Annotated in this window: 21 protein-coding genes and 1 pseudogene; 12 read left to right on the forward strand and 10 right to left on the reverse strand. The window is 69.5% G+C overall.

What is annotated here, in order from left to right:
- Positions 1–51 precede the first annotated feature (51 nt).
- The 5 genes from IVW53_05925 (at position 52) to IVW53_05945 (ending at position 5017) form a co-directional block, all read left to right on the forward strand.
- Positions 52–828 (forward strand): DeoR/GlpR transcriptional regulator, encoded by a 777-nt coding sequence (locus IVW53_05925; protein MBF6605104.1) that lies wholly within the window; start codon positions 52–54, stop codon positions 826–828.
- Between the two features lie 271 nt (positions 829–1099).
- The gene (locus tag IVW53_05930) at positions 1100–2458 is read left to right on the forward strand and encodes an extracellular solute-binding protein (GenBank protein ID MBF6605105.1); all 1359 of its coding nucleotides are present in this window, start codon (positions 1100–1102) and stop codon (positions 2456–2458) included.
- A 102-nt stretch (positions 2459–2560) separates the two neighbouring features.
- Complete coding sequence (locus IVW53_05935; protein MBF6605106.1) at positions 2561–3379, forward strand: sugar ABC transporter permease; 819 nt, start codon at positions 2561–2563, stop codon at positions 3377–3379.
- Between the two features lie 17 nt (positions 3380–3396).
- The gene (locus IVW53_05940) at positions 3397–4212 is read left to right on the forward strand and encodes a carbohydrate ABC transporter permease (protein MBF6605107.1); all 816 of its coding nucleotides are present in this window, start codon (positions 3397–3399) and stop codon (positions 4210–4212) included.
- A 28-nt stretch (positions 4213–4240) separates the two neighbouring features.
- Positions 4241–5017: a DeoR/GlpR transcriptional regulator gene (locus IVW53_05945; GenBank protein ID MBF6605108.1), complete on the forward strand. Its 777-nt coding sequence runs from the start codon at positions 4241–4243 to the stop codon at positions 5015–5017.
- Between the two features lie 495 nt (positions 5018–5512).
- Here the strand turns inward: IVW53_05945 and IVW53_05950 are convergent, their stop codons facing one another.
- From IVW53_05950 to IVW53_05970, 5 genes are all read right to left on the reverse strand, one after another.
- Positions 5513–6883, reverse strand: coding sequence for an ABC transporter permease (locus IVW53_05950; GenBank protein MBF6605109.1), 1371 nt, complete (start codon positions 6881–6883; stop codon positions 5513–5515).
- Positions 6880–7707, reverse strand: a complete 828-nt coding sequence (locus IVW53_05955; GenBank protein ID MBF6605110.1) for an ABC transporter permease — start codon at positions 7705–7707, stop codon at positions 6880–6882. The genes IVW53_05950 and IVW53_05955 overlap by 4 nt, the downstream gene beginning before the upstream one ends.
- A gap of 8 nt (positions 7708–7715) precedes the next feature.
- Entirely contained in the window at positions 7716–8669 is a 954-nt protein-coding gene (locus IVW53_05960) for an ABC transporter ATP-binding protein (protein ID MBF6605111.1), read from the reverse strand.
- A gap of 53 nt (positions 8670–8722) precedes the next feature.
- Positions 8723–10126 (reverse strand): alkaline phosphatase family protein, encoded by a 1404-nt coding sequence (locus IVW53_05965; GenBank protein ID MBF6605112.1) that lies wholly within the window; start codon positions 10124–10126, stop codon positions 8723–8725.
- Positions 10127–10232: 106 nt separating this feature from the next.
- Positions 10233–11234, reverse strand: coding sequence for a hypothetical protein (locus tag IVW53_05970; GenBank protein MBF6605113.1), 1002 nt, complete (start codon positions 11232–11234; stop codon positions 10233–10235).
- Positions 11235–11301: 67 nt separating this feature from the next.
- Here IVW53_05970 and IVW53_05975 point away from each other — a divergent pair.
- Positions 11302–11955, forward strand: a pseudogene (locus tag IVW53_05975) (GNAT family N-acetyltransferase).
- A gap of 7 nt (positions 11956–11962) precedes the next feature.
- Here IVW53_05975 and IVW53_05980 read toward each other — a convergent pair.
- Positions 11963–12145, reverse strand: a complete 183-nt coding sequence (locus IVW53_05980; GenBank protein ID MBF6605114.1) for a hypothetical protein — start codon at positions 12143–12145, stop codon at positions 11963–11965.
- 308 nt (positions 12146–12453) lie between these two features.
- On the opposite strand from IVW53_05980, the gene IVW53_05985 reads away from it, so the two are divergent.
- On the forward strand, positions 12454–13500 hold the full coding sequence (locus IVW53_05985; GenBank protein MBF6605115.1) for a hypothetical protein: 1047 nt from the start codon (positions 12454–12456) through the stop codon (positions 13498–13500).
- Positions 13501–13533: 33 nt separating this feature from the next.
- Here IVW53_05985 and IVW53_05990 read toward each other — a convergent pair whose 3' ends face one another.
- Both IVW53_05990 and IVW53_05995 read right to left on the reverse strand, forming a co-directional pair.
- A complete protein-coding gene (locus IVW53_05990; protein ID MBF6605116.1) occupies positions 13534–13959 on the reverse strand; it encodes a RidA family protein in 426 nt (141 codons plus the stop codon).
- A 128-nt stretch (positions 13960–14087) separates the two neighbouring features.
- A complete protein-coding gene (locus IVW53_05995) occupies positions 14088–14393 on the reverse strand; it encodes a hypothetical protein (protein MBF6605117.1) in 306 nt (101 codons plus the stop codon).
- A 137-nt stretch (positions 14394–14530) separates the two neighbouring features.
- Between IVW53_05995 and IVW53_06000 the strand changes: the two genes are divergently transcribed.
- Positions 14531–16267, forward strand: a complete 1737-nt coding sequence (locus tag IVW53_06000; GenBank protein MBF6605118.1) for a hypothetical protein — start codon at positions 14531–14533, stop codon at positions 16265–16267.
- Between the two features lie 348 nt (positions 16268–16615).
- On the opposite strand, the gene IVW53_06005 is transcribed toward IVW53_06000, so the two are convergent.
- Positions 16616–18112, reverse strand: coding sequence for a hypothetical protein (locus IVW53_06005; protein ID MBF6605119.1), 1497 nt, complete (start codon positions 18110–18112; stop codon positions 16616–16618).
- A 385-nt stretch (positions 18113–18497) separates the two neighbouring features.
- Here IVW53_06005 and IVW53_06010 point away from each other — a divergent pair, with 385 nt between their 5' ends.
- The 4 genes from IVW53_06010 to IVW53_06025 all read left to right on the forward strand — a co-directional run bounded on the left by IVW53_06010 (position 18498) and on the right by IVW53_06025 (position 23208).
- Positions 18498–19427 (forward strand): acyl-ACP desaturase, encoded by a 930-nt coding sequence (locus IVW53_06010; GenBank protein ID MBF6605120.1) that lies wholly within the window; start codon positions 18498–18500, stop codon positions 19425–19427.
- Positions 19428–19556: 129 nt separating this feature from the next.
- Positions 19557–19790 (forward strand): cold shock domain-containing protein, encoded by a 234-nt coding sequence (locus IVW53_06015; GenBank protein MBF6605121.1) that lies wholly within the window; start codon positions 19557–19559, stop codon positions 19788–19790.
- A gap of 263 nt (positions 19791–20053) precedes the next feature.
- Positions 20054–21520 carry a DEAD/DEAH box helicase gene (locus IVW53_06020; protein ID MBF6605122.1) on the forward strand — a complete coding sequence of 489 codons (1467 nt, stop codon included), beginning with the start codon at positions 20054–20056 and terminating at the stop codon, positions 21518–21520.
- A gap of 44 nt (positions 21521–21564) precedes the next feature.
- A complete protein-coding gene (locus tag IVW53_06025; protein ID MBF6605123.1) occupies positions 21565–23208 on the forward strand; it encodes a CapA family protein in 1644 nt (547 codons plus the stop codon).
- Positions 23209–23384: 176 nt separating this feature from the next.
- On the opposite strand, the gene IVW53_06030 is transcribed toward IVW53_06025, so the two are convergent.
- Positions 23385–24479 carry a class I SAM-dependent methyltransferase gene (locus IVW53_06030; GenBank protein MBF6605124.1) on the reverse strand — a complete coding sequence of 365 codons (1095 nt, stop codon included), beginning with the start codon at positions 24477–24479 and terminating at the stop codon, positions 23385–23387.
- Between the last annotated feature and the right edge of the window lie 211 nt (positions 24480–24690).

The following is a 24690-nucleotide window of genomic DNA, read 5'->3' on the forward strand; positions in this document are numbered from 1 at the left end:
CAACGAGAGTGACAGGACGAACGTCGATGGGCGCTGCCCGGAGCAGTGGCCGTGACCACGGCACGCGAGCGGCGAGACTTCATCACGCGACTCGTCGAGGAAGCGGAACACGTCTCCGTCGCGGATCTCACCGAGCGTTTTCGCGTCACCGACACGTCGATACGGCGCGACCTCCGTCTGATCGAGGAACAGGGTCGCCTGAAGCGTGTCCACGGCGGCGCGGTCGCCATGCCGGGCTCGCCGCGTCTGGGAGTCAACACGGCCAAGGCGCGCGAGCATCTCGCCGAGAAGCGGCGCATCGCGGCAGCCGCTGCGACGCTCGTCGCTCCCGGGAACGTCGTCCTGTTCGACTCGGGGACCACCGTCGCCCAGGCCGCGGCCCAGATCGCCCGCGGCCTCCGAGTCGCGAACGCGATCACCGCCGTCACCCACTCGCTTCCGGTCATCCAGGAGATCGGGGCGTGGCCGGAGGCGAACCTCGTCTGCCTCGGCGGGCTGTACCTGCCCGACTACCAGGCGTTCGTTGGACCGCAGACGCTGTCGAGTCTCCGTGAACTCTCCGCCGACATCGTCTTTCTCGGCTGCGACGGCCTGACGGTAGAGCTGGGGATCACGACGCCACACGTGCTCGTGGCCGAGGTCGGCGCGATGATGGCGCGCCGCGCCCGCCGCGTTGTGGCGCTGGCCGACTCGTCGAAGCTGACTCGCTCGGGTTTCACGCCGATCATCCCGCTCAGCGCGGTGGACCTGCTCATCACCGACGACGCCGCAGATCCGGAGAACGTGGCCCGGATCCGGAAGGCCGGCTGCGAGGTCCTTCTCGCGTGAGCGAGCCGTACACGAGCCCGCCGATCACCGACGCTGCTCCGGACGAACCCGCGCACTGGACCGCGTCACGCCGCAGCGGCGCGAGACCGGCGCATCATTTGTGTTTCGCATCACTTCGGATTGACGTTCGTTCTTTGCACGGATATAAACACATCGAGCAGCCGATGTTGCTCGACACACGCGCCCCAGACCATGGCGGTCGGCAACCGTGATGCGCGGACCAACCCCGACTCGCCCCGGGCCAAGGCCCACGGAGGAGGAAGAGAAACCGATGGTGTACCGAAGGTTCGCCGCCCTGCTGGTCGCCGGCCTCCTCGCCGGCTGCAGCGCGAGTGCCACCCCGACTCCGAGTGCCAACCCGAGTACTGCCGGGTCCGGGGCACCCTCCGTCACGACCTCGGCGGCGCCATCGGCGTCCCCCACGACGGCGGCCCCGGTCAGCATCACGCTGTGGCAGAACTACGGCACGGAGGCGAATGCCCCCGCGACGTACGCGTTCGTCAAGGCCTATGAGGCGCTCCATCCGAACGTGACGATCGATGTCGTCAGCCAACCCGCGGCGAACTACTTCGCGCTGCTCACCGCCGCGGCGATCTCCAAGACCGGCCCGTGCCTGGCGACGCAATGGACCGGCCTGTTCACGCTCCAGGACAAGAGCTACCTCGAGCCGCTCAACAACTACATCCCGATGACCACGCTCAAGCAGTTCAAGGGCATCGAGTGGGGTTCCAACAACTTCAACCCCGACAGCGGCGTCTACGTGGTGCCCTGGGAGATGCAGACCTACAACGGGTTCTACAACAAGAAGCTCTTTGCCCAGGCCGGGATCACGTCCCTGCCGACGACGTGGGCCGAGCTGGCCGTGGTCGACCAGAAGCTCAAGGCTGCCGGGATCCAGCCGTTCGTCTACGGGACCGGGGCCCAGGGGTTGACAGCGGGCTTCTACCCGTACTACGACCTGAGCTACCTGATGATGATGATCCCGGTCACGGACTGGCAGAAGCTCTACGACGGCTCGCTGCCCTGGACGGACCCGACGATCCAGGCGCAGCTCGACAAGTGGGTCGCCCTGAAGGCGAACGGCTACACGAACAAGGATGTTCTCAACGACACGCAATCGTTCCAGCAGTTCCTGGCCGGCAAGGCAGCCATGACCCTCGAGGGAACGTGGGCGATCTCGGCCGTGGAGAAGGCGATGGGAAGCAACGTCGGCGTCTTCCTCCCGCCATTCGTCGATCAGCCGCTCAAGGGCATCGTCGAGTTCCCGGGTGACGGCTTCGCGATGACGAACTACTGCCAGCACAAGGATGTCGCCGCGGACTTCCTGAAGTTCCTGGCCGACCCGGCCGCCCAGAAGATCGTCGCAGACGAGGGGCTCATCCCGTCCGTCCTCGGTTCCTCGGCGAGCGATCCACTGGCCAACGCGCTCCTGAGCTTCGCTGCGACCCAGGGGTACACCCGCTACCCGATGATCGACAACGTGATCCAGGGAGAGGTTCAGGCGGTCGGGGCGACGGTCCTCGTTGCGGCTTTCGCCGGAACGATGTCGACGCACGATGCGCTGCAGAAGATGCAGGACGCCTTGATGGCGCTTCCGGCCGATCGGCGGTCTTCCTCGGGCTACAAGTAGGTCGCCCCTTACGTCACGGTGCTCACCCGGCGCGGCCCACGGCCTCGACGCTCGCGGCTCGGTTGGTCGCGGCGTCGCGCCGGGTTCCTGTTCTCGCTACCGGTGATCCTGCTGGAGCTCGGCCTCCTGGGTCTGCCGATCCTCCAGACGTTCTATTACAGCTTCACGGATTGGAACGGCCAGACGTCCAGCTGGATCGGCCTCGACAACTACGCACGGCTGTTCAACGACTCCACCTTCTGGCAGGTCCTCGGGAACAATGCCCTGTTGCTGGCATCGATCCCGATTGCCATCGTCATCCCGCTGGCCGTCGCGTTCCTTCTGAACGAGCACGTCACTGGCTGGCGATTCTTCCGCTCGGCCTATTTCCTCCCGACCGCGATATCGTGGGTCGTCATCGGCATCGTCGGGATCCGGTTCTTCGCGGCCGAAGGAATCCTCAACGGCGTTCTGAGGACAGTCGGACTCGGTGGGGTCCAGACAGACCTCCTCTCCAGCGAGGTCGGGGCGATGGTCGCGGTCATCATCACGTTCATCTGGTCCGTCTTCGGGACGAACACCATCATCTTCATCACCGGGATGGCCACCCTGGACCGGGAGGTGTACGAAGCGGCCCATGTGGATGGCGCGGGGGCCTGGGCGACGCTCGTCCACGTAACGCTCCCGATGCTCCGCAGGTTCATCCAGTTCGCGTTCATCCTGACGCTCATCACGGCGTTCACCGCGCTGTTCAGCCTGATCTTCGTCATGACGAGCGGCGGGCCAGGCTTCGGGACGACGACCCTGGAGTTCTTCGTCTACGAGAAAGCCTTCGCCACGGGCGTCTTCGGCCTGGCCGCAGCGATCGGCGTCGTCCTGTTCGTCATCGTGTTCGCGATCAGCATCACGCAGCTCCGTCTCTTCCGGAGTCGGGCTGACTAGGAGGTAGCAGCGCCCACATGATCCAGGCCAGGAGGCGGCTCAACCGGACGGCGATCTTCCTCGTGCTCGCCCTGATCGCCGTCGTGATGCTGTTCCCGTTCGCCTTCATGGCCCTGATCGCGAACCAGTCGTACGACCAGTACCTCGCCGGATCCGGGTTCTCCCTGGACAGCTGGCGGCAGCTCTTCGATACCATCCCGGTCCTTCAGGAGCTGCTCAACTCCGCCATCGTCACTGCCGGAGCCGTGCTCATCATCCTGGTCGTGAGCTCGATGGGCGGCTTCGCGTTCGCGAAGCTCGGGTATCCCGGCGGGTCGGTCGTCTTCCTGCTGCTGCTCGCGGGCATGATGGTGCCCGTCCAGTCGATCGTCATACCGGAGTTCGTGAACGTCAGCCAGCTGGGGCTGATCAACCAGTACCCGGGCGCGATCCTCGTCTACGCGGCGCTCGGGGCGCCGTTCGCGACCTACCTGATGACCACCTATTACCGTGGTGTCCCGACAGAACTCATGGAGGCCTCGCTGATGGACGGCGCCTCATACCTGCAGATCTTCGTCCGGGTGATCCTCCCGCTGTCCGTCCCGGCGATCGTCACGATCACCGTCCTGCAGTTCATCCAGATCTGGGACGACCTGCTGATCGGCCTCCTGTTCCTCCAGACGCCGGACGTCCGGACGATCACGGTCGGGCTGGCGACGCTTCAGAGTGGGCGCATGGTCAACGTCCCCGTCCTGATGGCCGGGTCCCTGGCGAGCGCGCTGCCGGCGATCATCGTCTACCTCATCTTCCAGCGGCACCTCGTGCGCGGACTCACGATGGGGATCGGCAAGTGAACGCCGGCCGACCGGCGGCGATGCGGCCGTGACGGCCGCACGAGAGCGCCGTGCCCGGATCGCCGAGCTCGTCGCGGAGTCCGAGGAGGTGGAGGTCTCCGCGCTCGCTCGACGCTTTGGGGTGACCGACGTCTCGATCCGGCGTGATCTGCTCCTTCTCCAGGGGCAGGGTCGGGTCAAGCGGATCCACGGCGGTGCGATCGCCCCACACCTCGCCCTGCGCCACGGGGTGTTCGGGACGAAGATCCGCGAGCATCGCGACGAGAAGCGACGCATCGCGGTCGCCGCCGCGGAACTCATCCATCCCGGCGAAGTCGTCCTGTTCGACTCCGGAACGACCGTCGCCCAGGTCCCGGCCCAGGTGGCGCCCGCGCTTCGGTCAGGGAGCTCGATCACCGCGGTGACCCACTCGTTGCGGGTGATCCAGGAGATCGGCTCCTGGGAGGGCCCGCACCTGATCGCCCTCGGCGGCCTGTTCCTCCCCGACTACGAAGCCTTCGTCGGGCCACAGACGGTGGCGAGCCTCAAGGGCCTCTCGGCGGACCTCGCCTTCCTGGGCTGCGACGGTCTGACCCTCGAGGCGGGGATCACGACGCCACACGTCCTGGTTGCCGAGATCGGTGCCACCATGGCCGCTCGCGCCCGGCGGGTGGTCGCCCTGGCCGACGCGTCGAAGCTCGGCCGCTACGGGTTCACGACCATCGTTCCGCTCAACCAGGTGGATGTGCTCATCACGGACGCCGGGGCCTCGCCGGAGCAGGTCGCCACGATCCGGGCGGCCGGCATCGAAGTGATCATCGCTTGAGCGCGCGGGTCACGGAGGGATGGAGCGTTCACGACAGCCCGGCGCTGATTCTCGAGAACGCCGCGCTGCGTGTCACGGTGCTGGCCGAACTCGGCGGGCACGTGCTCGAGCTCATCGACAAGGCTGCCGACCGGGATCTCCTCTGGGTGAACCCGCGCACGCGACCGCGACGGGCGCCGTACGGAGCGCACTTCGACGATTGGTGGTCCGGCGGCTGGGATGAGATCTTCCCGACCGGCGATCGGGCAAAGCTTCACGGCGAGGAGCTGCCGTACATGGGCGAGCTCTGGTCGGTCCCCTGGACGGCGGAGGCTGGCGCGGTGGACGACCGGGCCTGGGTCGCGGCAGCAGGTCTCGCGACGATGGCACCCGCGCGCCTCGAGCGGACCCTCGAGCTGCGCGACGACGAGCCCGTCCTTCGGGCCCATTACCGGCTGACGAACCTCGACGTTCGACCCCTTCCCTTCCTGTGGGGCATCCACCCGTCGTTCGCCATCACGCCTGCCCATCGGATCGACGCACCGGCCAGGGAGATGCGGGTGGGAGTCTCGTCCGGTCCGGCCATGGGCGTCGTCGGGACGACGTACTCGTGGCCCGCACAGCCGGACCAGACCGCCTCTGGAGGGCTGCGCGACGTCCGGCGGGTCCTGCCCGCGTCCGCCGCGGTCTTCGGCGGCCATTGGGCGACGGACCTGGCGGCCGGGTGGCTCGCGTTGACCGACACGTCGGCGCGCCGCGGCATCGCCATCGCCTTCCCCGTCGACGTGTTCCCGCATGCCTGGCTCTGGCAGGTCTATGGCGGCTGGCGAGGGCACCATCACCTCTGTCTCGAGCCGTGGACCGGATACCCGATGCAGCTCGAGGAGGCCCAGGCAGCGGGTCGGGAGCGAGTCCTTCAGCCCGGCGAGTCGCTGGAGGCCGACGTCGCCTTTGTCCTCTTCTCCGGGCTCGACGCCGTCGCCGCGGTCGAGCAACGGGGTGACGGCTTCCTCGTCCGCTGAGCCCGGACGTTCGCGCCTGACGCTGTCGCGGGGAGCGCCTGGGCACGACCCTGACCGACATGAGCAGGAGCCGGTCGAGTCGCCGCGAAACGATCGCCAGGCCGATGAGACCCATCGCCACGAGATATGCCACGTCGAGGACCATGGACGGACCAAGGACGCCGGTCGTGAAGCCACGGATGAGGTCCGTGCCCCGGTAGAGCGGCGTGAGCTGGACGATCGCCGCCAGCGGCCCGGGGTAGGCGGACAGCGGGTAGAACGTGCCGCTGAACAGGAAGAGCGGCAGGATGACGAGCTGGACGAGATCGAAGTCCTGCCACGTTCGCATGAAGGAGGTGGCCGCCATGCCGACCCCGGCAAACCCGAACCCGACGACCATTGCCGCGGGGATGGCGAGGATCGCGAGCGGCGAGGTGGTGAGGCCGAGGATGAGCATGACGACCATGAACCCCGTCGCGTAGAGCGTTCCCCGGATGATCGCCCAGCCGATCTCGCCGAGGGCGATGTCGCCCACACCGAGCGGCGTCGAGAGGATCGCGTCGTACGTCTTCTGGAACTTGAGCTTGAAGAACACGTTGATCGTGCTGTCGTAGATCGCGCCGTTCATCGACGAGGCGGCCAGCAGCGCCGGGGCGACGAACTGGGCGTACGTGATCGGTGTCCCGTTCGGCCCGGTCACGTTCCCGACGAGCGCACCCAGGCCGAAGCCGATCCCGAGCAGATAGAAGAGCGGCTCGAAGAAGCCCGACACGATCACGAGCCAGGTGCGGCGATACACGTAGGCGTTGCGTTCGATGAGGAGGCCGGCTCTGCGGCTCCCGATGCCGGCCGGCAGGACGCGCGCGAAGCCGCCCGCGAGCGTCACGAGACGAGCCGCCGCTGGAAGGTCACGAGGCAGGCGACCGTGCCGGCCGCGGCGAGGGTCGCCAGGTAGGCGATGTGGACGACGCCCGTTCCCGGATCGAGTGTCCCCAGGGCCAGACCGCGCGTCAGCGCGACGCCGTGGTAGAGCGGCGTGAGCGCCGCCACCAGCTGGAGGAATGCGGGCAGGCGCTCGATCGGGAAGAACGTCCCGCTGAAGAGGAAGAGCGGCGTCATCCCGAAGCGGAAGAGGGCATTGAAACTCTCGGCGTTCCTGCGAGTCGCCGAGTACGCGGCGATCGGCGTCGCGAATGCGAGCCCCGTGAGGATCGCAGCGGCCCAGGCGAGGATGAAGCCGCCGGGGCTGCGGTCCACGCCGAAGGCGAGCGTGACCAGGCTGAAGATCCCCGTCACGATCCACAGCCGGAACAGGATGAACGCGATCTCGCCGACGGCGATGGCGCGCGGCGTGACGGGTGTCGCGATCATCGCGAAGTACGTCCGTACCCAGTTGATCGCCGCGACGATGCGGTACGTCCCCTCGCTGAACGCCGTCTGCATGCCGGCAGAAGCGAGAAGCCCCGGCGCGAGGAACGCAAGGTACGAAACGCCCCCGAGGGAGACCGCGGCGCCGGACCGATCGACGATCCCGCCAAGGCCGAGGCCCATGGCGGCCAGGAACAGCGTCGGCTGGACGAACGAGCTGAAGAGCGACGCTCGGAACGACCGCCGATACGCGAGCAGGCAGTACTCGAGGACGTGGGCCGCCGACCGCAGGAGACCGGGCTCCGAGCGAGTGGCGGATCGAGTCGCGCCCTGGCTGGCCATCGGACGACTCAGTCGATCAGGCTGCGGCCGGTGAGCCGGAGGAAGACGTCCTCGAGCGAGCTCCGACGGACCAGGACGCTCTCAGGCCGAAGACCGAGGTCATGAGCCGCGACGCTCGCCGCCTCGCCGTCCTCCGCATACACGAGGACGCGGTCTGGCAGCCGCTCGAGGCGCCGGGCGTTCGTCCCGTCGACGAGCGCTTCGAGTTCGCGGTCGACTGTCTCCTGGACGCCGACAGGGAAGCGGAGTTCGAGCACCTCGCGGGTCGAATAGCGCTCGATGAGCTGGCGCGATGTGCCCTCGGCCACGATCGTCGCCTTGTCCATGACGACGAGCCGATCGCACAGCTGCTCAGCCTCGTCCATGTAGTGGGTCGTGAGGACGAGCGTGACGCCCCGCTGCTTGAGCCGGTAGAGCCGATCCCAGACCTGGTGACGAGCCTGGGGATCGAGGCCGGTCGTCGGTTCGTCGAGGAGCATGAGGCTCGGTTCGTTGATGAGCGAGCGGGCGATCGTCACCCGCCGCTTCATCCCACCGGACAGCGGTTCGACCTTGGACTTCGCCCGATCCGTCAGCTGGACGAAGTCGAGCAGTTCATCGGCTCGCCGGCCCGCCTCGCGGTACGAGAGATCGAAGTATCGCCCGTAGATGACGAGGTTCTCGCGGACGGACAGGTCCGTGTCGAGCGTGTCCTGCTGCGGGACGACCCCGATCTTCGCCCGGATGCGCGGCCCGTCGGCAGCCGGATCGAGGCCGAGCACCTGGAGCGTTCCGCCGCTCGCCGGCGAGACGCAGCCGATCATCCGCATCGTCGATGTCTTGCCGGCGCCGTTGGGCCCGAGGAATCCGAACGCCTCGCCGGGTCCCACCTCGAAGTCGATGCCGTCGACGGCGGTGAACGCCCCGAACCGTTTGGTCAGACCCTGGGCAAGGATGAGTGGTGTCGAGGGGGTCTCGGGCATGGGCGGGCATCGTACCCCAGCGACCCGGCCGGCCCGTACCGCCCCGGCCTCCCTTACTGCAGGTCGGTCGCCGGGTGGACCGGCAGCACCACCGGCTGCCGGGGTGGCTGGCTGAAGTCGAAATCGGCGACCAGGTTGCCCAGGCCGGGCGCGTTCTCGCGGACGTCGGGGCGCGGATCGGGCCGGCCGTCGGTCGCCGGATCCAGGCGTGCCCCGCCGAGGAAGTCGTCCTCGATGAACTTCAGGTAGGCGTCGAAGGACAGTGTCTGATGGTCGATGAAGCCGGTTCTGGCGTAGGGGCTGATGACGAGACCTGGGACGCGCAGTCCATACCCGTTCTGGTCGACCGACGGTGGCACGACGTGATCGTAGAAGCCACCCCAGTCGTCCCAGGTGAGGAAGATCGCGGTGCTCGACCAGTCGGGCCCCTGCATCACCGTGTCGATGAGATTCGTGACGTAGCTCTGGCCGGTCGAGATGAGGGCCGGCGGATGCTCGCTGTCCTTGCCGTTCGGGACCACCCAGCTGACCGCCGGCAGGGTCCCGGCCGCGGCCGACGAGGTGAAGGACGAGATGTCCTGGATGTTTCCCAGCTGGCCGTCCTGGTGGACATCGGTGAAGCCGGGCAACGGGTTCCAGATCTGGGGAACGCCGACCTTCTGGGGCTGCGGAGCGCAGCTGATCGCGTCGTTCGCACAATCGGGTTGGAACCCCTGATCGAGGTAGTAGCCCCAGCTGACACCGTGCTGATGGAGGAGGTAGGTGAAGTCGGTCCAGGCATAGGGTTGGGGTCTGGTCACCGTCGGGACGCCCGGCTGGTTGATGTCACTCGAACAACTCTGGGGATCGGACGGCACGGTGCACCTGGCGGACCAGGCGGATACCGTGAAGAGATGGGCCGGCAGGCTCCATGAGGCGTCAGGCTCGAACATCGCGTCCTGGAGCACGAAGTCGTGGGCATATGCCCAGTAGTTGGGGATCTCGCCGCCATCCACGTACCCCATCACGTCGGGCGTGCCTGCGCCCGCGCAGCCCGGGTTGAATGCGTTCTGGCAGCTCTTCTTCGCCTTCTCCGCCTGAGCCACGAAACCGTCCATCCGCCCGCCGTTCAGATCGGCACTGGCATTGGCCTGGCCGTGCGGCCCGCCGGCGGTGAGGTCGTGCAGATCATGGAAGGGTCGGTCGCAGCCACCGGTCGCGGGATCCGGCACGCAGGCGGCCGGCACACCGTTCGCCATCGGGATGCCGTTGGCGCCGGGGAAGGTCCCGAAGTAGGTGTCGAAGGAGCGGTTCTCCTGCATGATGATCACGACGTGCCTGATCTTCGAGATGCCGTCGCCGCCCGCTCCCGACGCCGCAGAGGATGCGGGCGGGCTGACGCTCGCGGTACAGGCGGCGGCCATGAGGGCCACGGCCGCCAGCACGATCGAACCTTTGCCGGGGGCGGATCGAACCATGCCGGTGAGGATGGGCCTCTCCTCGACGCCGTCAAGCCGGCAAAGGTCAGGCGGATGTAAGAAACGGCGCCACCTGGCGAAGCCCGAGCCGGTGCTCCGTCCGTCGTCAGGTACCGGGCTCGCCGAGCCCGCCGGGGTTACGGCTGCCGAATGACGGCGCAGCTCGTCCGGGCAGCGGCGCGGGGATCACATCGGCGTTCGGAGCGCGTTCGGCGTGCCGCGGGGCGACGAGGCCCTGCCGATACGGCTCGACGAGTGGGGCGAGGAGCCGCGCCGAGCGAGCCGTCGGAGCCCATCGGATGATGAGCCGCACCGCCACGTAGGCCGCGATCGTCGCCGTCGGCAGCCCCACGATCGGCAGGGCGAGGCCCACGGCGAGGATCGGGTTGACGAGTGGCAACGCGGCGACACTTGCGTACCAGCCGTTGATCGGGACGACGACGATCGTCGCGAGGAAACCTGCCTCGCGCCGGTCGACGGTGGCGAGGGCGAGGACCGAGACGATGCCGACCACGAGTGCGATCGCCGTCCCGCCGCTGGAGCCTCCACCCGACTCGACCGCATATCTCGCCGCGATCGTCGGCAGATCGCCCAGGAACGTACCGACGGGAAGGACGGCGATGAGCAGGAGTCCCAGGAGTGCCGTGACTGCGACGGCGCGCCAGCGTCCCTCGCCGAGGAGGGCGAACCCCATCTGCGGTCGGAGCAGGAGCCCGAGCGGACCGGCGACGCCAAGCATGAGAGCGAGGCTGACGATCGCCGGGTTGCCGTTGAGGATCCCATGGACGAGCGGCGGAAAGAGGAGCCAGGCCCAGGACAACCCGCACCTCCGAACGATGTACGCCGCGGCGAGCAGGTCGAGCGCGATCCAGAGCGCGACGGCCTGCCCTTCGCGGAGGGCGACGAAGGGGGCGAGCAGCGGGAGGACCCACGGCGGCGCGGCGAAGTGAAGGCCGTGGTAAACGGCCTGCCATGGGTCGCCGCCCTTGAGCCAGGCGACAGCTCCGCGGTAGTAGATATGGGCGTCATTGCCCAGCTGGTATCCGTGATGCATGAGCGGGTGATCGGCGAGGAGCCAGGCGCCGAGGAGGATGAAGGGTGCCGGCAACCAACGAACGAGGCGATCCCATCGGCGCTGACCGGACCGGGCGTTCGTGGGCTGGCGCGCTCGCCCTATGGGTTCTCGATCGAGGGAGTCATGGGGGACGGAGGATACCCGGAGCACGTCGATCGCGCCCCCGACGCCCTCTGGCGCGCGGGACGTCGTCGTCCTGAGCGTATGGACACGAGGGAACCGGTGTCGCACCATCGACCGCGTGTCGGAGCTCATCCTCGTCGGCCAGCTCGTGCGTCTTCGGCGCGCCGAGCCTGTCGACCGCATTCGCCTCGAGGCCATCCTCAGCGAACCGCCCGTCGCCTGATGGTGGAACCCGCCGGGGATCGATGGGGCCGCCGCGGACTGGCTCGCCGACGTCGGCCAGGTCACATTCGTCATCGAGCGCGCCGGGGCCGTCGTCGGGAGCATCCAGTTCGACGAGGTCACCGACGCCGACTATCGATGCGCGGCCATCGACCTCTTCCTGACCGCCGTCGCGCAGGGACAGGGCCTCGGCACGGACGCGATCAGGGCGGTCGCCCGCCACCTGTTCGAGGAGCGCGGGCATCACCGCCTGACGATCGACCCGGCGGCCGCCAACGAGCGGGCGATCCGCGCCTATCGGAAGGTCGGATTCCGCCCCGTCGGCATCATGCGCGAGTACGAACGCGGCGCCGACGGCGCGTGGCACGACAATCTGCTCATGGACCTGCTCGCCAGGGACCTGACCTGACCGCGCATCACGGCGGCGAGCTGGAGACAGGAGCGGTGACCCGGGGCGACGGCGCGTAGGTCGCGGAGAGCACGCCGCCGGTCGGATGGACCGCGCGTGGCACGGTCGCGAGCATGAGGGCGAGGAATCCGCCGATCACGAGCACCGCGGCGGTATCGCGGACGAGCCGTCGTCGCACGTCGTCGAGCACCGGGGCGTCGTCATCGGTCGGGCTGGTCCGAACCGGCGTCGGTCGGGAAGGATCCGCGTGGGCGATGCGGCCGAGACCGTCGCAACGGTCACCACCGCAGAACCGACCGCGGGACGGGCGCTCTCCCCCGCAGGACCTGCAATAGCCGTGGGGCGCAAGGGTCCGCGAAGCGGGCGGCTGAGTGCGATCGTCGCGATCGAGGAGCGCCATGTCGAAGTGACCTTCGGAATGCTTCGGACGGGTCCGCATCGTCGATGCCGCACGCGGTTCTGTCAATCTACGCTCGTCGACATCTATGCTCGTCGACGATGACTCATAGCGCACTGCGCCGGTTGACGCGCAACGCCGAGGCGGCCCCGCTCCTCGAGAGCTTCTTCATCGCGGCCGTCGTGTCGTTCCTCGGGATCCGCGGGTTCCTCGCGCTCACGGGCTACCCACGCATCGGATCCGGCGGGATCCACGTCGCTCACATGCTGTGGGGCGGCCTGCTCATGCTCCTGGCGCTCATGCTCATGCTCGCGTTCCTCGACCGATCCGTCCGGCACCTCGCGGCGGTGATCGCCGGTCTGGGCTTCGGCACGTTCATCGACGAGATCGGGAAGTTCGTCACGGCGGACAACGACTACTTCTATCGACCCGCGGTCGCCTTGATCTACGGGCTGTTCGTCATCGCGTTCTTCGTGGCTCGGACGTTCGTCGGTCGGCGCCGTCTCAGCGCGCACGAAGCACTCGCGAATGCCCTCGACCTGCTGGCGAGAACACCGCATGGGGCGATCGAACCCGACGACCGGACGCGGATCCACCGACTCTTCGAGCTTGCCGACCCGGATGAGCCCCTCGCCCGGCTCGGCAAGCGGTATCTCGCCGAGCTGCCGGAGACGACGGAGCGCGGCACCTTGATCGCCACTGCCTACCAGCGACTCGCGAACGGTTATGAGGAGCTCATGGCGAACCCGTGGGCCGAACGGGCCCTCACCGTCAGCGTCGTCGCGTATACGGCCCTGACGGTCGCAAGCATCGCGCTCCTCGCGACCGCGGTCCCGGCCCGTGGGGCGGCCGAGACCTCGAGCGTCGCGACGATCGGCCAGATCGGTTCGACGATCGTGGGTGCGGCGTTCGTCGCCCTGGGCATCGTGAGCCTCGCTGACTCGCGATCCGCCGCCTACCACTGGTTCATGCGCGGCCTGCTCGTGTGGATCCTCATCACCCAGATCTTCGTCTTCTACAGCTCGCAACTCGCGGGCCTCGGAGGGCTGGCCATCAACCTCGTGGCCTACGGCAGCCTCCGATTCGCGCTCAGCCGAGAGATCGTCGCTGGACGACGGCCACAAGGCACCGCCGTTCGCCACGGATGAGGACGCGGAGGACCCGCATCTCGAGAGCCGGGACTACCCGCTGGATCCACCACCTGCGTCGCCGGGCGAACCATCGGCGTCGCCGACGATCGCCTCCGCCTCGATCTCCACCTTCCAGCGTGGATCGAGCAGGCCGGCGACGACGATCATCGTGCTCGCCGGGCGGATCTCGCCGAAGACCTCCCCGTGAGCGCGGCCGATCGCCTCCCAGTCGTCACGGTGAACGAGGTACGTCCGCGTCCGGACCACGTCCGCGGGATGCCCGCCGAGCTCGGCCAGCGCGGCGAGGATGATGGTGAGGCAGCGGCGCGCCTGGTCGGCCGGGTCCGGATCGACGGATCCGTCTGGCCACACCGGCGCCGTGCCGCTGACGAGGACCCGCTCGCCGACCCGCACCGCCCGGCTGAACCCCACGCGAGGCTCGAACGGCGATCCGGACGACACCCGGCTGCGCTCCATGGCCGCCAGCGTAGCAGCGAACGGACCGCCGAGCGTCGGACGGCCGAGGACGCGGGACGGCCAGCGAACGGACCGTCCCGCGTGCGTTCGTCGATTGGACAGGTCAGCGCGCCGACCCGAAGTCGACCTCAACGCCGCCCCGGTGGGTAGGTCGCGCGAAGCCGTTGGATCTCGGCCGCCGCGGCCGCCTTGGTCGTGAAGCTCCGTTCCACCTGGTACTGACCCTTGCCGGTCATCTTCTCGCGCTCGACTGCGTAGCCCTTGAAGCCGTGGGCGCCGAGCCAGGCCACATACGTGTGGGCCACGGTCGGCAGGGTGAAGTTCCCGGCCATCGCCTCATATCGCGGGCTGGCCGCGAGCACGGACGCAGCGAGGACGGGGGTGGCGAGGGCGCCGAGTGCGATGCCGGCGGCGATCCGTCGGGTGTTGCCCATGATCGATCCCCTCTGGATGCAGTGGACTGGTCAGCGGGCATGTCCCGGACCTGTTCTCCACCTTCGACCGTCTTCATGAATCCCCGGTGAAGCGCCGATTCACGGTGGCTTCACGGGCGGCACCCTACGGTGGCCCGATGCGGACGCTGAACAACGACGTGACCAGCCGGCGCGTCGGCGCGTGGGTCGCCGATCGATGGGCACGCCCACATCCAGGTCTCGCCGGGATCGCGGTCGCCATCGCCGTCTTCGACCTCATCGTCGTCGGTGGTGGGCTCGACCAGCTCCAGGCGACACTCGGAGCGATGGGGTTCGACCCGGACCGGGCGCGGTTGCTCGTCGCCCTGGTGACGGCCGGCGCGACGGCCACCGGAGCGGGCTTCGCGAGTCGCCGATGGACATGGGGGGTCCTTGCGAGCGTCGCGACGGTGGCCGCCTGCTTCGGCCCGACCTTCGTCGGCGAGACGCGGATCGCCATCGCGTCGCCCGCCCACGATTTCGATCCACTGGGCTGGGCCGTCGCCGCGTTCAGTCTCCTGACGGCGGCGACCGTCGTCGGCTGGGTGACAGCAACGCTCGGGATCCATGTCCGGTCCGGCCTGGGTGAACTCACGGCGGCCATCGCGACGGTGAGGGCCGATCGGTCGCGCCGATCCATCGCGGGGCGCGCGGCGGTGCGGGCCATCGCGGTGATCGTGAGCCTCGCGATCGCGGTACCGGCCATCGGCGACATGGTCAACTTCAGCCCGGACATCGCGATGCACCACGGCCCGCCGACCGTCCCGGGACTCGTGACCGCTCCCGGGCGCGGTGGTGCCGGTGGCGGGCTCGCCGGCGTCGGAGCCCTGATGCGTGACGCCCTCGCCGGAATCGCCGTCCCCGGCGTCGCCGTCGTTCCCGGCGCCGTCATTGCCGGCAACGCCCTGCCAGGCGTTGGCGCAGCACCCGTCGCAATCCCGACACTCGACCCCTCGATGGTTGCCGGCCCCGTGCCGGGATCAGGCGTGACGGCCGGTGCGGTCTCCCTCGAAGCGCCATGGGCGAGCCATGCGCCGAGCGGCGCCGGCCGGGTCGTCACGGTCGGGTTCCCCGCTCCATGGATCGGCGGCATCTTCCCGACGGCCCTGGTGGACGTCTATCTGCCGCCGGGCTATGACGCCTCGGCCACGAGGCGCTATCCCGTCGTCTACTCCGCGCCGTGGGCGCTGGCACCGTGGGACAAGGGCACCGGTTTCCGAGGCCTGCTCGACCGACTCGTCACCTCCGGCGCGCTGCCTCCCGCACTGTTCGTCTTCGCCTCGCAGTTCGGCGCGCTCTATCCGAGCAGCGAATGCACGAACTCGTACGACGGGCGCCAGTGGTTCGAGCGCTACATCGTCGGGACGGTCGTCCCCTACGTGGACGCCCACTACCGGACGGTGCCACGGCCGGCGGGCCGCTCGCTCCTCGGGTTCTCCGAAGGCGCCTACTGCGCGGCATCGCTCCTCGTCCGCCACCCGGACGTGTTCGGCCAGGCCGCGGCCCTGAGCGGCTACTACCAGGCGGGCCTCCGATCCGCCGCGACCCCGGCCGCCTGGCGTGTGTTCGGTGGGGACGCCGCTCGTCTCGCGGCCGCCTCGCCGGCGCTCGTCGTGGGGACCCTGCCGGCCGCCGCCCGGAAATCGCTGTTCATCGTCCTCGAGGCGCAGCCGAACGACCCACTGTTCGGAGCCGAATACGCGAGGTTCGCGACCGCCCTCAGCGGCGCCGGGATCGCCCACGCCACGATCCCGATCCTCGGCGTGGGACATTCATGGTCCGCGGTCCGGACCACCCTCGAGTCGGTGCTCCGCCTCCTCGCCGAGCGTCAGGTCCGGATGGGCGTCGCCTTCTAGCCGTGATCGCCGGACACGTCGTTGACGAGGATGCCCATCGGATCGAGCCCTCCGTCCCAGGGTTCCGGCAGATGGCCATCAGGCGGGCACTGGTCTGCAGGTCGGTGACAGGTGGCCCTCACCCGGGCATCTGGCAGGATCGACGTGCCGACCCGGCCCGCTCCACGCTCAGGTCTACGAGCGCCCCGTGGAGAGTCGGTGACCAACGCCCGCCTGGGGGTCATCTGGCACGAACGGCATGCCGCGCGGTACCCCGTCCGATGGAACCGGAGCCGGCAGAAGCCGGGCGGGCCTGCGCTGTCGACCACGTCCGCGGGGATCACGGCGAGTGTTCCCCGGACCCCGGGATCAGGCGGCCGGCCCGTCGCCGAGCCGATCGAAAAGGTTGCTCGTCATGATCCCCACCCGCCGATCGAGCGGGGTGACGTAGCCTCGCCACGCCCGGGCACCGAAGTCATCGAGCGCCCACGACCATTGGAACGTCCCCGCCGCGAACACCGTCGCCCCCGAGTCGGCGGTGTACATGGTCGCCGTGTGGATCGGTGGACTCTGGACATTCCCGGAGCCGTCCGGGTCCGTCCCGACGGCTTCGACCCGGCCGCGAGCGAGGAGAATCGTGCCCGGAGGAGCCAGCTTCGGGAAGAACGTGTCGTACTCCTGCCCCACGAGGCGCTGAATCCGGTCGCCGTCGCGAAGACCGGTGCCCGCGTAGAGCCAGTGACCGGCGTTCCGGACGACCCACGGGCCAGGCGTCCGGACGACGTGGCCGTACATCTGGCCGATGATCGCCGCCTCCGGATCGGAGACCGGGGCCTCGCGCCATCGACATGTCGCGAGCGTCGGATCGGTCTTCGTCAGCGGGTCGCGGCTGGCGGACTTGTAGCAGGTGATCCGTCGCGACGACCCGCTCGGGGCGTCACCGAGGCGGACCTGCCAGTAGATCTCGTTGGCCGACAGGAAGGCGACATTCGTGCCGGACGCGATGAGGCCCGCCAGGGTCGAGCGCATCGGGCGTGACCAGTATTCGTGATGGCCGGCGAACACGATGAGCCGGCGACCCTGGAAGACCTCCGGATGCAGGGCGAGATCGACATCGGCGACGTACTCCACGTCGCGACCCATGCGCTCCTGCCAGCGGATGAACTGGAGCTCCCAGTTGAACAGGAAGCCCGCTCCCCGGGCGCGGTCGTACGGGCGGTCGAAGCCCACGGTCACCGCCGCTCGGGTGCCGGACGGCATCCGCGCCCCGTATGAGTTGTACGAGTAGAGGCTCTTTCCGCCCCAGCCGTTGTAGGCCTGGTAGGTCATCGCGGCGTGCACGAAGAGGATGGGCGCGCGCCCATTCGGCGCGGACGGGTCGACGCTCGGCCGCACGACGAACGGGACGTATCCCACGCCGCCGGCCGGTCCCGTGAGCGCCGCGACGTGCATCCCGCTCACCCACGACGGGTCGACTTTCAGCTGGACGGACGGGTCCCAGCCCGCTTCGACCAGGCCCGTGGCCGAGTCCGGAGCGGGCCGCAGGCGCGGAACCGTGGCGACCCCGCGATCCACCCGGAGGAGGCGCGCTCCCGTTCCGCCGTACCACCCGAGGCGGTACCAGGAGACATCGACGGGAGCGCCGTCCGCGCCGACATGGAGCGAGAAGGACTCGCCGGGGGCCACCGATGTACGCGACGTGTAGCCCTCGGCGGGAACCGGGCCTCCGAGACCGAGGAGCCAGCCCGTCGTGCCACGCCGACGGTTCTCCCGCCGCACCGGATAGTCGGGCCGGCGCGCCGGCGACGACGTCGGGACCGGCGCGGGTGACGTGATCGCCGCCCCGGTCGCCTTCGGCCCGGCCACGGTGCCACCTCGCCCCGCCAGTTTCGAGGACACGGGCGGGATCAGGCCGACGGACCCGCAGGCGGCCAGGGCGACCGATGTGAGCGCGGCCGCGCCGGTGCGGAGGAATCGTCGTCGGCTGACCAAGATGTCTCTCTTTCTGGGCGTCGGTCCGGGCCCGGGCGGGCCTGACGCAGGCACGCGAGGACCGACCGTAGCAGGTGCTGCGCCGGACGTCAGCGGATCGATCGACAGCCGGCCGGATCCGGCTCAGATGCAGCATGGGTCCGCGTATGTGAATCCCGGATGAACGCGGCCGTGGTCGATCTCCGCGCCCGTGACGGTCCATGCAGGCACGCACACATCCGAAGCGTCCGGCGGTCAGGACATCGGTACGCTTCATCGCGTGTCAGGGACCTACGATGAGCGTGCGCTCCTCCTCGAGCTCGAGCCTGAGGCCGGCCGCCTCTACGATCGCCACCTCACGGTGGCCCAGGAGTGGTTCCCCCACGACTACATCCCGTACCGGCTGGGCCGCGATTTCGACAAGGACCCTTGGACGCCGGACCAGCCGCGGCTGACCGGGGTCGCCCAGACCGCATTCGAGATCGGGCTGCTCACGGAGGACAACCTGCCTTCGTACCACCGGCTCATCCATGGCATGTTCGGGCGGGGCGATGGGGCGTGGATCGGCTGGGTCGGGCGCTGGACCGCCGAGGAGGGGCGCCACGCGATCGTCCTCCGGGACTACCTCACGGTGACCCGCAACATCGACCCGGTCGCCCTCGAGCGGGGCCGGATGACACAGCTCCAGCAGGGCTACGAGCGCGACGCCGGGGACACGCTCCACGGCCTGGCCTACGTCGCCTTCCAGGAGCTTGCGACGCGGATCGCCCACCGGAACACCGGTCGCTACTCAGCGGATCCGGTGGCCGACCGGATCATGGCCCGCATCGCGGCCGACGAGAACCTCCACATGGTCTTCTACCGGGACATCCTCGCGGCCGCCCTGCAGATCGAACCGTCAGCCGCGGTCCGGGCCATCGTCGACGAGGTCCTGGCGTTCCAGATGCCGGGCGCGGGCATCCCCGGTTTCCTGCGCAAGGCGGCCCAGATCGCCAGGGCCGGCATCTACGACCTCCGGGTCCACCGCGACGAAGTCCTCCTGCCGATCCTCCGGCACTGGCGGATCTTCGAGCTCGCCGGCCTCGATGGCGCCGCCGAGGAGGCCCGCCGCCGCCTCGCCAATCATCTCGAATCGCTCGATGTCGCCGCTCGGAGACTCGAGGCACGCCTCGCCGGTTCGACCACTCCGCGCCTCACCGAGACGGGATAGCGAGGCTGGACGAGGCCGGAACCAGGACCGGGGGTGTATACTGCCCGGGCTGTCGACTGTCGATGGCGCGTCGCGTGGTTCACCCATCTTCTCGGACGGGCCTTGCGTGCAGTTCGAGTTCGAGAAGACATGGAGGTCACTGTGACCACCGGCACCATCAAGAAGGTCGTCTCCGACCGCGGCTTCGGCTTCATCACCGCAGCCGACGGCAAGGAGTACTTCTTCCACCGCAACGCCCTGCAGGCGTCGCTCGACTTCGACCGCCTCATGGGCGGCGAGCAGGTCGAGTTCGACATCGAGCAGAGCCCCAAGGGCCCGCGCGCTTCGAGTGTCCGCCCGGCGAGTGCGACCGTCGCCGGCTGATCGCCGACGTTCATCGCCTGCGGCCCCCGGTCACGACCGGGGGCCGTTTCGATTCCCGGCCGTGCGCGACCTGTCGGTCGGCAACGGCGCGAGCGCATGGCTGGCGCAAGCGCATTCCGGGTGCGTCGGCTATCCTTCGATCGTTCGTACTCGATGGGCGCTCCGGTCCGCGCCCCGGTATCTCACCGCTCGACCTCGAACCACCATCTCGCCCTGACCGGGCCCCGCGACGCGCGGGAGGGCCCCCTCAGGAGCGTACCGTCATGTCCTTCGATCATCTGGGCCTTGCGCCCGAGCAGCTCCGCGCCGTCTCGGACGAGGGCTACGAGACTCCGACGCCCGTCCAGGAACAGGCGATCCCCCTCATCCTCCAGGGCCGCGACGTGCTCGCCGCCGCCCAGACGGGCACCGGCAAGACCGCCGCCTTTGTCCTGCCGATCCTCCAGATCCTCCACGGTCGACCGCCGACGGTCCGCCCAGCCCGTCCGACGACCGGCGGCCGACCCATCCGCACGCTCATCCTCGCGCCGACGCGTGAGCTCGCTGTCCAGATCGGCGAGATGATCAGGGTGTACGGCGCCCACCGGCCGATCCGGACCGCCGCGATCTACGGCGGGGTCGGCTTCGACCCACAGGTCCGGGCCCTGCGAGCCGGTCCGGCGATCGTCGTCGCCACCCCCGGCAGGCTCCTTGACCACGCACAGCAGGGGACGATCGACCTGAGCGCGGTCGAGATCCTCGTGCTTGACGAGGCGGACCGGATGCTCGACATGGGCTTCATCCAGCCCATTCGCAGGATCCTCGGCCTGCTTCCGCCCGAGCGGCAGAACCTCCTCTTCTCTGCGACCTTCAGTGACGACGTGCGCCACCTCGCGACCGGCCTCCTCCGAACGCCCGCCTCGGTCGAAGTCGCCGTGCGGAACTCGGCTCCCGAGCTCGTGGACCAGCTCGTGCTGCGGGTCGACCGCGAACGGAAGCGCGAGCTCCTCAGTCACCTCGTCCGGACCGGTCGGATCGATCAGGCGCTCGTGTTCACCCGCACGAAGCATGGCGCCAACCGGCTCGCCGAGCAGCTCGTCCGGGACGGAATCGTGGCGACCGCGATCCACGGCAACAAGAGCCAGGCACAGCGAACGCGCGCCCTCGCCGACTTCAAGGCCGGACGGGCCGCGATCCTCGTCGCGACGGACATCGCAGCCCGCGGGATCGACATCGACAGCCTGCCGCACGTCGTGAACTACGAGCTGCCGATGGTCGCCGCGGACTATGTCCACCGCATCGGTCGGACCGGCCGGGCGGGGGTGGACGGGCAGGCGATCTCGCTCGTCTGCGTCGACGAGGCGCCGCTGCTCCGCGAGATCGAGGCGATCGTGCGACATCCGATCCCGGCGAGCGTCATCCCGGGCTTCGAGCCGGACCGGACGATCCGCCCCGAGCCGATCCGCCTGCGGAGCGTTCCCGTGCGACCGATCCCGAGCCGTCCCTTCGCGGGTCGACCGCTGCCGGCGCAAGGTCGACCAGGGCCGGGTCGTCCCGCACAAGGCCGCCCGATGCAGGGCCGCCCGATGCAGGGCCGCCCGATGCAGGGCCGACCGATACAGGGCCGGCCCGGGACATCCGTCGGCCAGGCCGTCCGCCCGGGGGGCTCGGACCGGCACGTGACGGAGTTGCCCGGCGAGCGGATCGCGCGTGCTGCCCGCGGAGGGATCGTCGGACCCCGCCGGGGCTGACGTTCATCGATCGAGTCCCGCGGCGGACGGTCTACAGTGGATGCGTGGACGTCGCGCCGCGCCTTCGCCCGGCGGTCGCACTGAGGCGCCGCGCCGGCGTCTCGCGGTTGGTTGCGGTGGCGATCGTGGTCGTCCTCGTCGCGGCCTGCGGCGCGTCGACCCCCGGACCGTCCTTACCCGGCGCGAGCCGGACGGACGCGGCAGCGTCGCCGGGCGCCACGGCGGGCGCATCCACCCTCGGCACCTCCACGACCGGCGCGTCGTCGGTTCCCGCGCGAGCGACGACCAGCTCGCTCGCCGTCGTCACCGGCTTCTCGAACTATTCGGTGACGAGCGTCACGATGGCCGCGCTCGCCGCCGATCTGACCGCGGGGTCGCTCCTCGTCCCGTGCGGGGCGGAGGCCTTCGTCGCCGCCGCGCTCGGAGCGGCGGTGGCGCCGACACGGCAGGCGTGCGTCCCAGCCGATGGAATCCCGGCCCGGCTCGACCCGTCGTCTCGAACCCTCGCCCTGCTCCCGCCGGGTCTCGTGACACCCCGCGTGCGGGTCCTCCCGATCGGGCCCGCGGACCTGTTCGGTGAGACGCCCGCCCGGTCCCTTCCCTATCCCCTCGGTGTCCCGGTGCCGGCGTCATGGCCCGCCGCGTGGACGACCTACGATCCCACGGACGTCCGCGTCATCGTCACGACCGGCGTCAACTGCCCGGACCGCGGGGTGAGTCGCGAGACGAACGTCCTCGGCAAGGGCTGGGACTGGCTCCTTCAGGCGGGCACGGCTCGGTACACCGGCCGGCACTGGGATCCGGCATTCGGCTGGTGGGTGGTGGATGCCGTGCGGACCGGTCACGCCGGCGCGCTCGCCTCGCTCATCCGCAACGCCGACATCGCCGAGAGCGACTTCGAGTGCTCGATGACGACGGGTTTCCGGCAGCACGACAGCGGCACGGTCTTCTCGATCGACCCGCGCGTCGCGCCGCTCATGGCAAAGGCGGGCTTCGATGTGGCGACGATCGCCGCCGACCACAACACGAATGTGGGCCTCGGCCCGGTCGTCGAGACGGCGGATCTCTTCAGGGCGAACGGCATCCAGACCGTCGGCGGCGGGAAGGACCTCGCCGCGGCGCTCCGGCCCGCGGTCATCGACGTCCGCGGCGTGAGGTTCGGCTTCGTCGGCTTCGACGCCATCGGCGGGTCGGTGGCAGCGACGACAAGCCATCCGGGCGTCGCTCCGCTCACCGAGGCGAACGCACGGGCCGCGATCGCCGCCGCCCGACGCGCGGGTGCCCAGGTGGTGTTCGCCCTCCCGCAGTGGAGCTCGGTCGAATATCGGGCCGCGTTCACCGGCTTCCAGCGCGGGCTCATCGCCATGCTCACCCGCGCCGGTGCCGACCACATCATCGGTGCCGACTTCCACTGGGCGGGGGCGATCTCGATCACGCCGGGTTCGGCGTCCGGCGTTCGTTTCGTGACCGCGAGCCAGGGGAACTTCTGGTTCGGCCAGGACTGGAGCCGCCAGACCGAGGAGGGGATCGTCACGGTCCTCACCTTCGTCGGCACCAGGCTCGCCCAGGTCCGGCTCGTGCCGACGGTCGTCCTCGACAACGCCCAGCCGAACCTCATCGATCCGGCGACGGACGGTCGGTTCGTCCTCGACCAGGTCCTGTCCGTGTCCACCATGCTGCCGCGCTGACGCTGGTGTACCGTGACGCGTCATCGGACGCCGACGGCTCGCGTTGGACCGAGCCTGGTCGAGGCCGAGCGTCGAGGAGGTACATCGTGGGCGACAAGACACCGAAGCGACCCCCCAAGCCGAAGAAGCCGAAGACCGCGACCCGCTGATCCCGCGATCGGGGGCCGCCACCCCGGTCAGACGAGGCGGTAGAACCGCCAGGTCGGGTGCTCGACCGGGAGGATCGCGACATCGGCGAACCCCGCTGCCTGCGCGTACGCCCGGAGGGCGGCCGGTCGCATGACGGTGCCGGTCGCGACGGACGGATCCTCGGCCATCGAGTTCGTCAGGCAGAGGAGGATGCTGAACCCGTACATGAGCCGTTCGACATCGTCACCGGGGGCGGTGAACTCCTCGGCGACCCGTTCGTCCATGACGATCATCGCCCCGCCCGGCGCGAGGAGCGAGCGCGCGGCGGCGAGCACCTCCACCGGACGAGCGAGGTCGTGGACCGCCTCGAAGATCGTCACGAGGTCGTAGCGTCCCGCCAGGACCGGGTCGGCCGCGTCCTGAACGGCGAACGTGACCCGATCGCCGAGCTCGCTGGCGCGGAGGTTCAGCCCGGCGGCCGCGATGGACGGTTCGTCGAGGTCGATCCCGTCCACTCGGACCCGAGGGTACGCGCGGGCGATCGCGATGCTCGACCATCCTGCGCCGCACGCGATGTCCGCGACCCGGGCGGGTGGATCGGCTCGCAGCCGGGCATCGATATCGGGCATCGCCGGGAACCACTCCCGGCCGAGGAGCGCGGCGAACGCCGGTCGGTTGCCGGCAGCCTGTCCTTCGCGGATATCGGAGCCGTACACGCCCCAGCCGAGTCCACCGCCCGTTCGAACCACGTCGACGAGCTCCGGCAGGCGAGCGTGCGCGCCGATGAGGAGTCGTGCCATCGGGGCCAGATAGTCGAGGCTCGAGGCGTCGAGGAGCACCTCGTCATGACCGGCCGGCAGCGAGTATCGCCGCCGGAGTGCATCGCTCTCGCGGTCAGCCTGCAGGATCCCGGTGACCGCCTGTTGCTCGAGCCACTCGCGCACATAGCGCTCCACCGTGTCGGTCGCCGCCGCGAGCTCGACGGACGTCAGGGGGCCGCTCGCGGCCAGCGCGCGGTACAGGCCGAGACGATCCCCGAGGTAGACGGCCGCGAGATCCATCGAGCCGAGGGTCGCTTCGAGGAGACGCCCGGCAAGCGCGGCTCGTCGCACGGCCGGCTCCGGGCTCACATCGACCGGCATCGACGCCTCCTGTTCGTCCAGGGCGCTGCCAGGGTCCACCTCGGCGGGTGCGGAGCGGTCGCTCGCGCGGCAGGCTGGACCGAGGGTACGCGTGTCCGCAAGCGGTCCGGCGGGAAGAACGACCTGCCATCGGCAGGTCCGACCTGCCGATGGCGATAGACCTTTCGGCCCGGGGCGACGACAATGGATGCCGCGACTCGCCGCGGGGAAC

The sequence above is a fragment of the Chloroflexota bacterium genome (assembly GCA_015478725.1).
Classification (GTDB): domain Bacteria; phylum Chloroflexota; class Limnocylindria; order Limnocylindrales; family CSP1-4; genus C-114.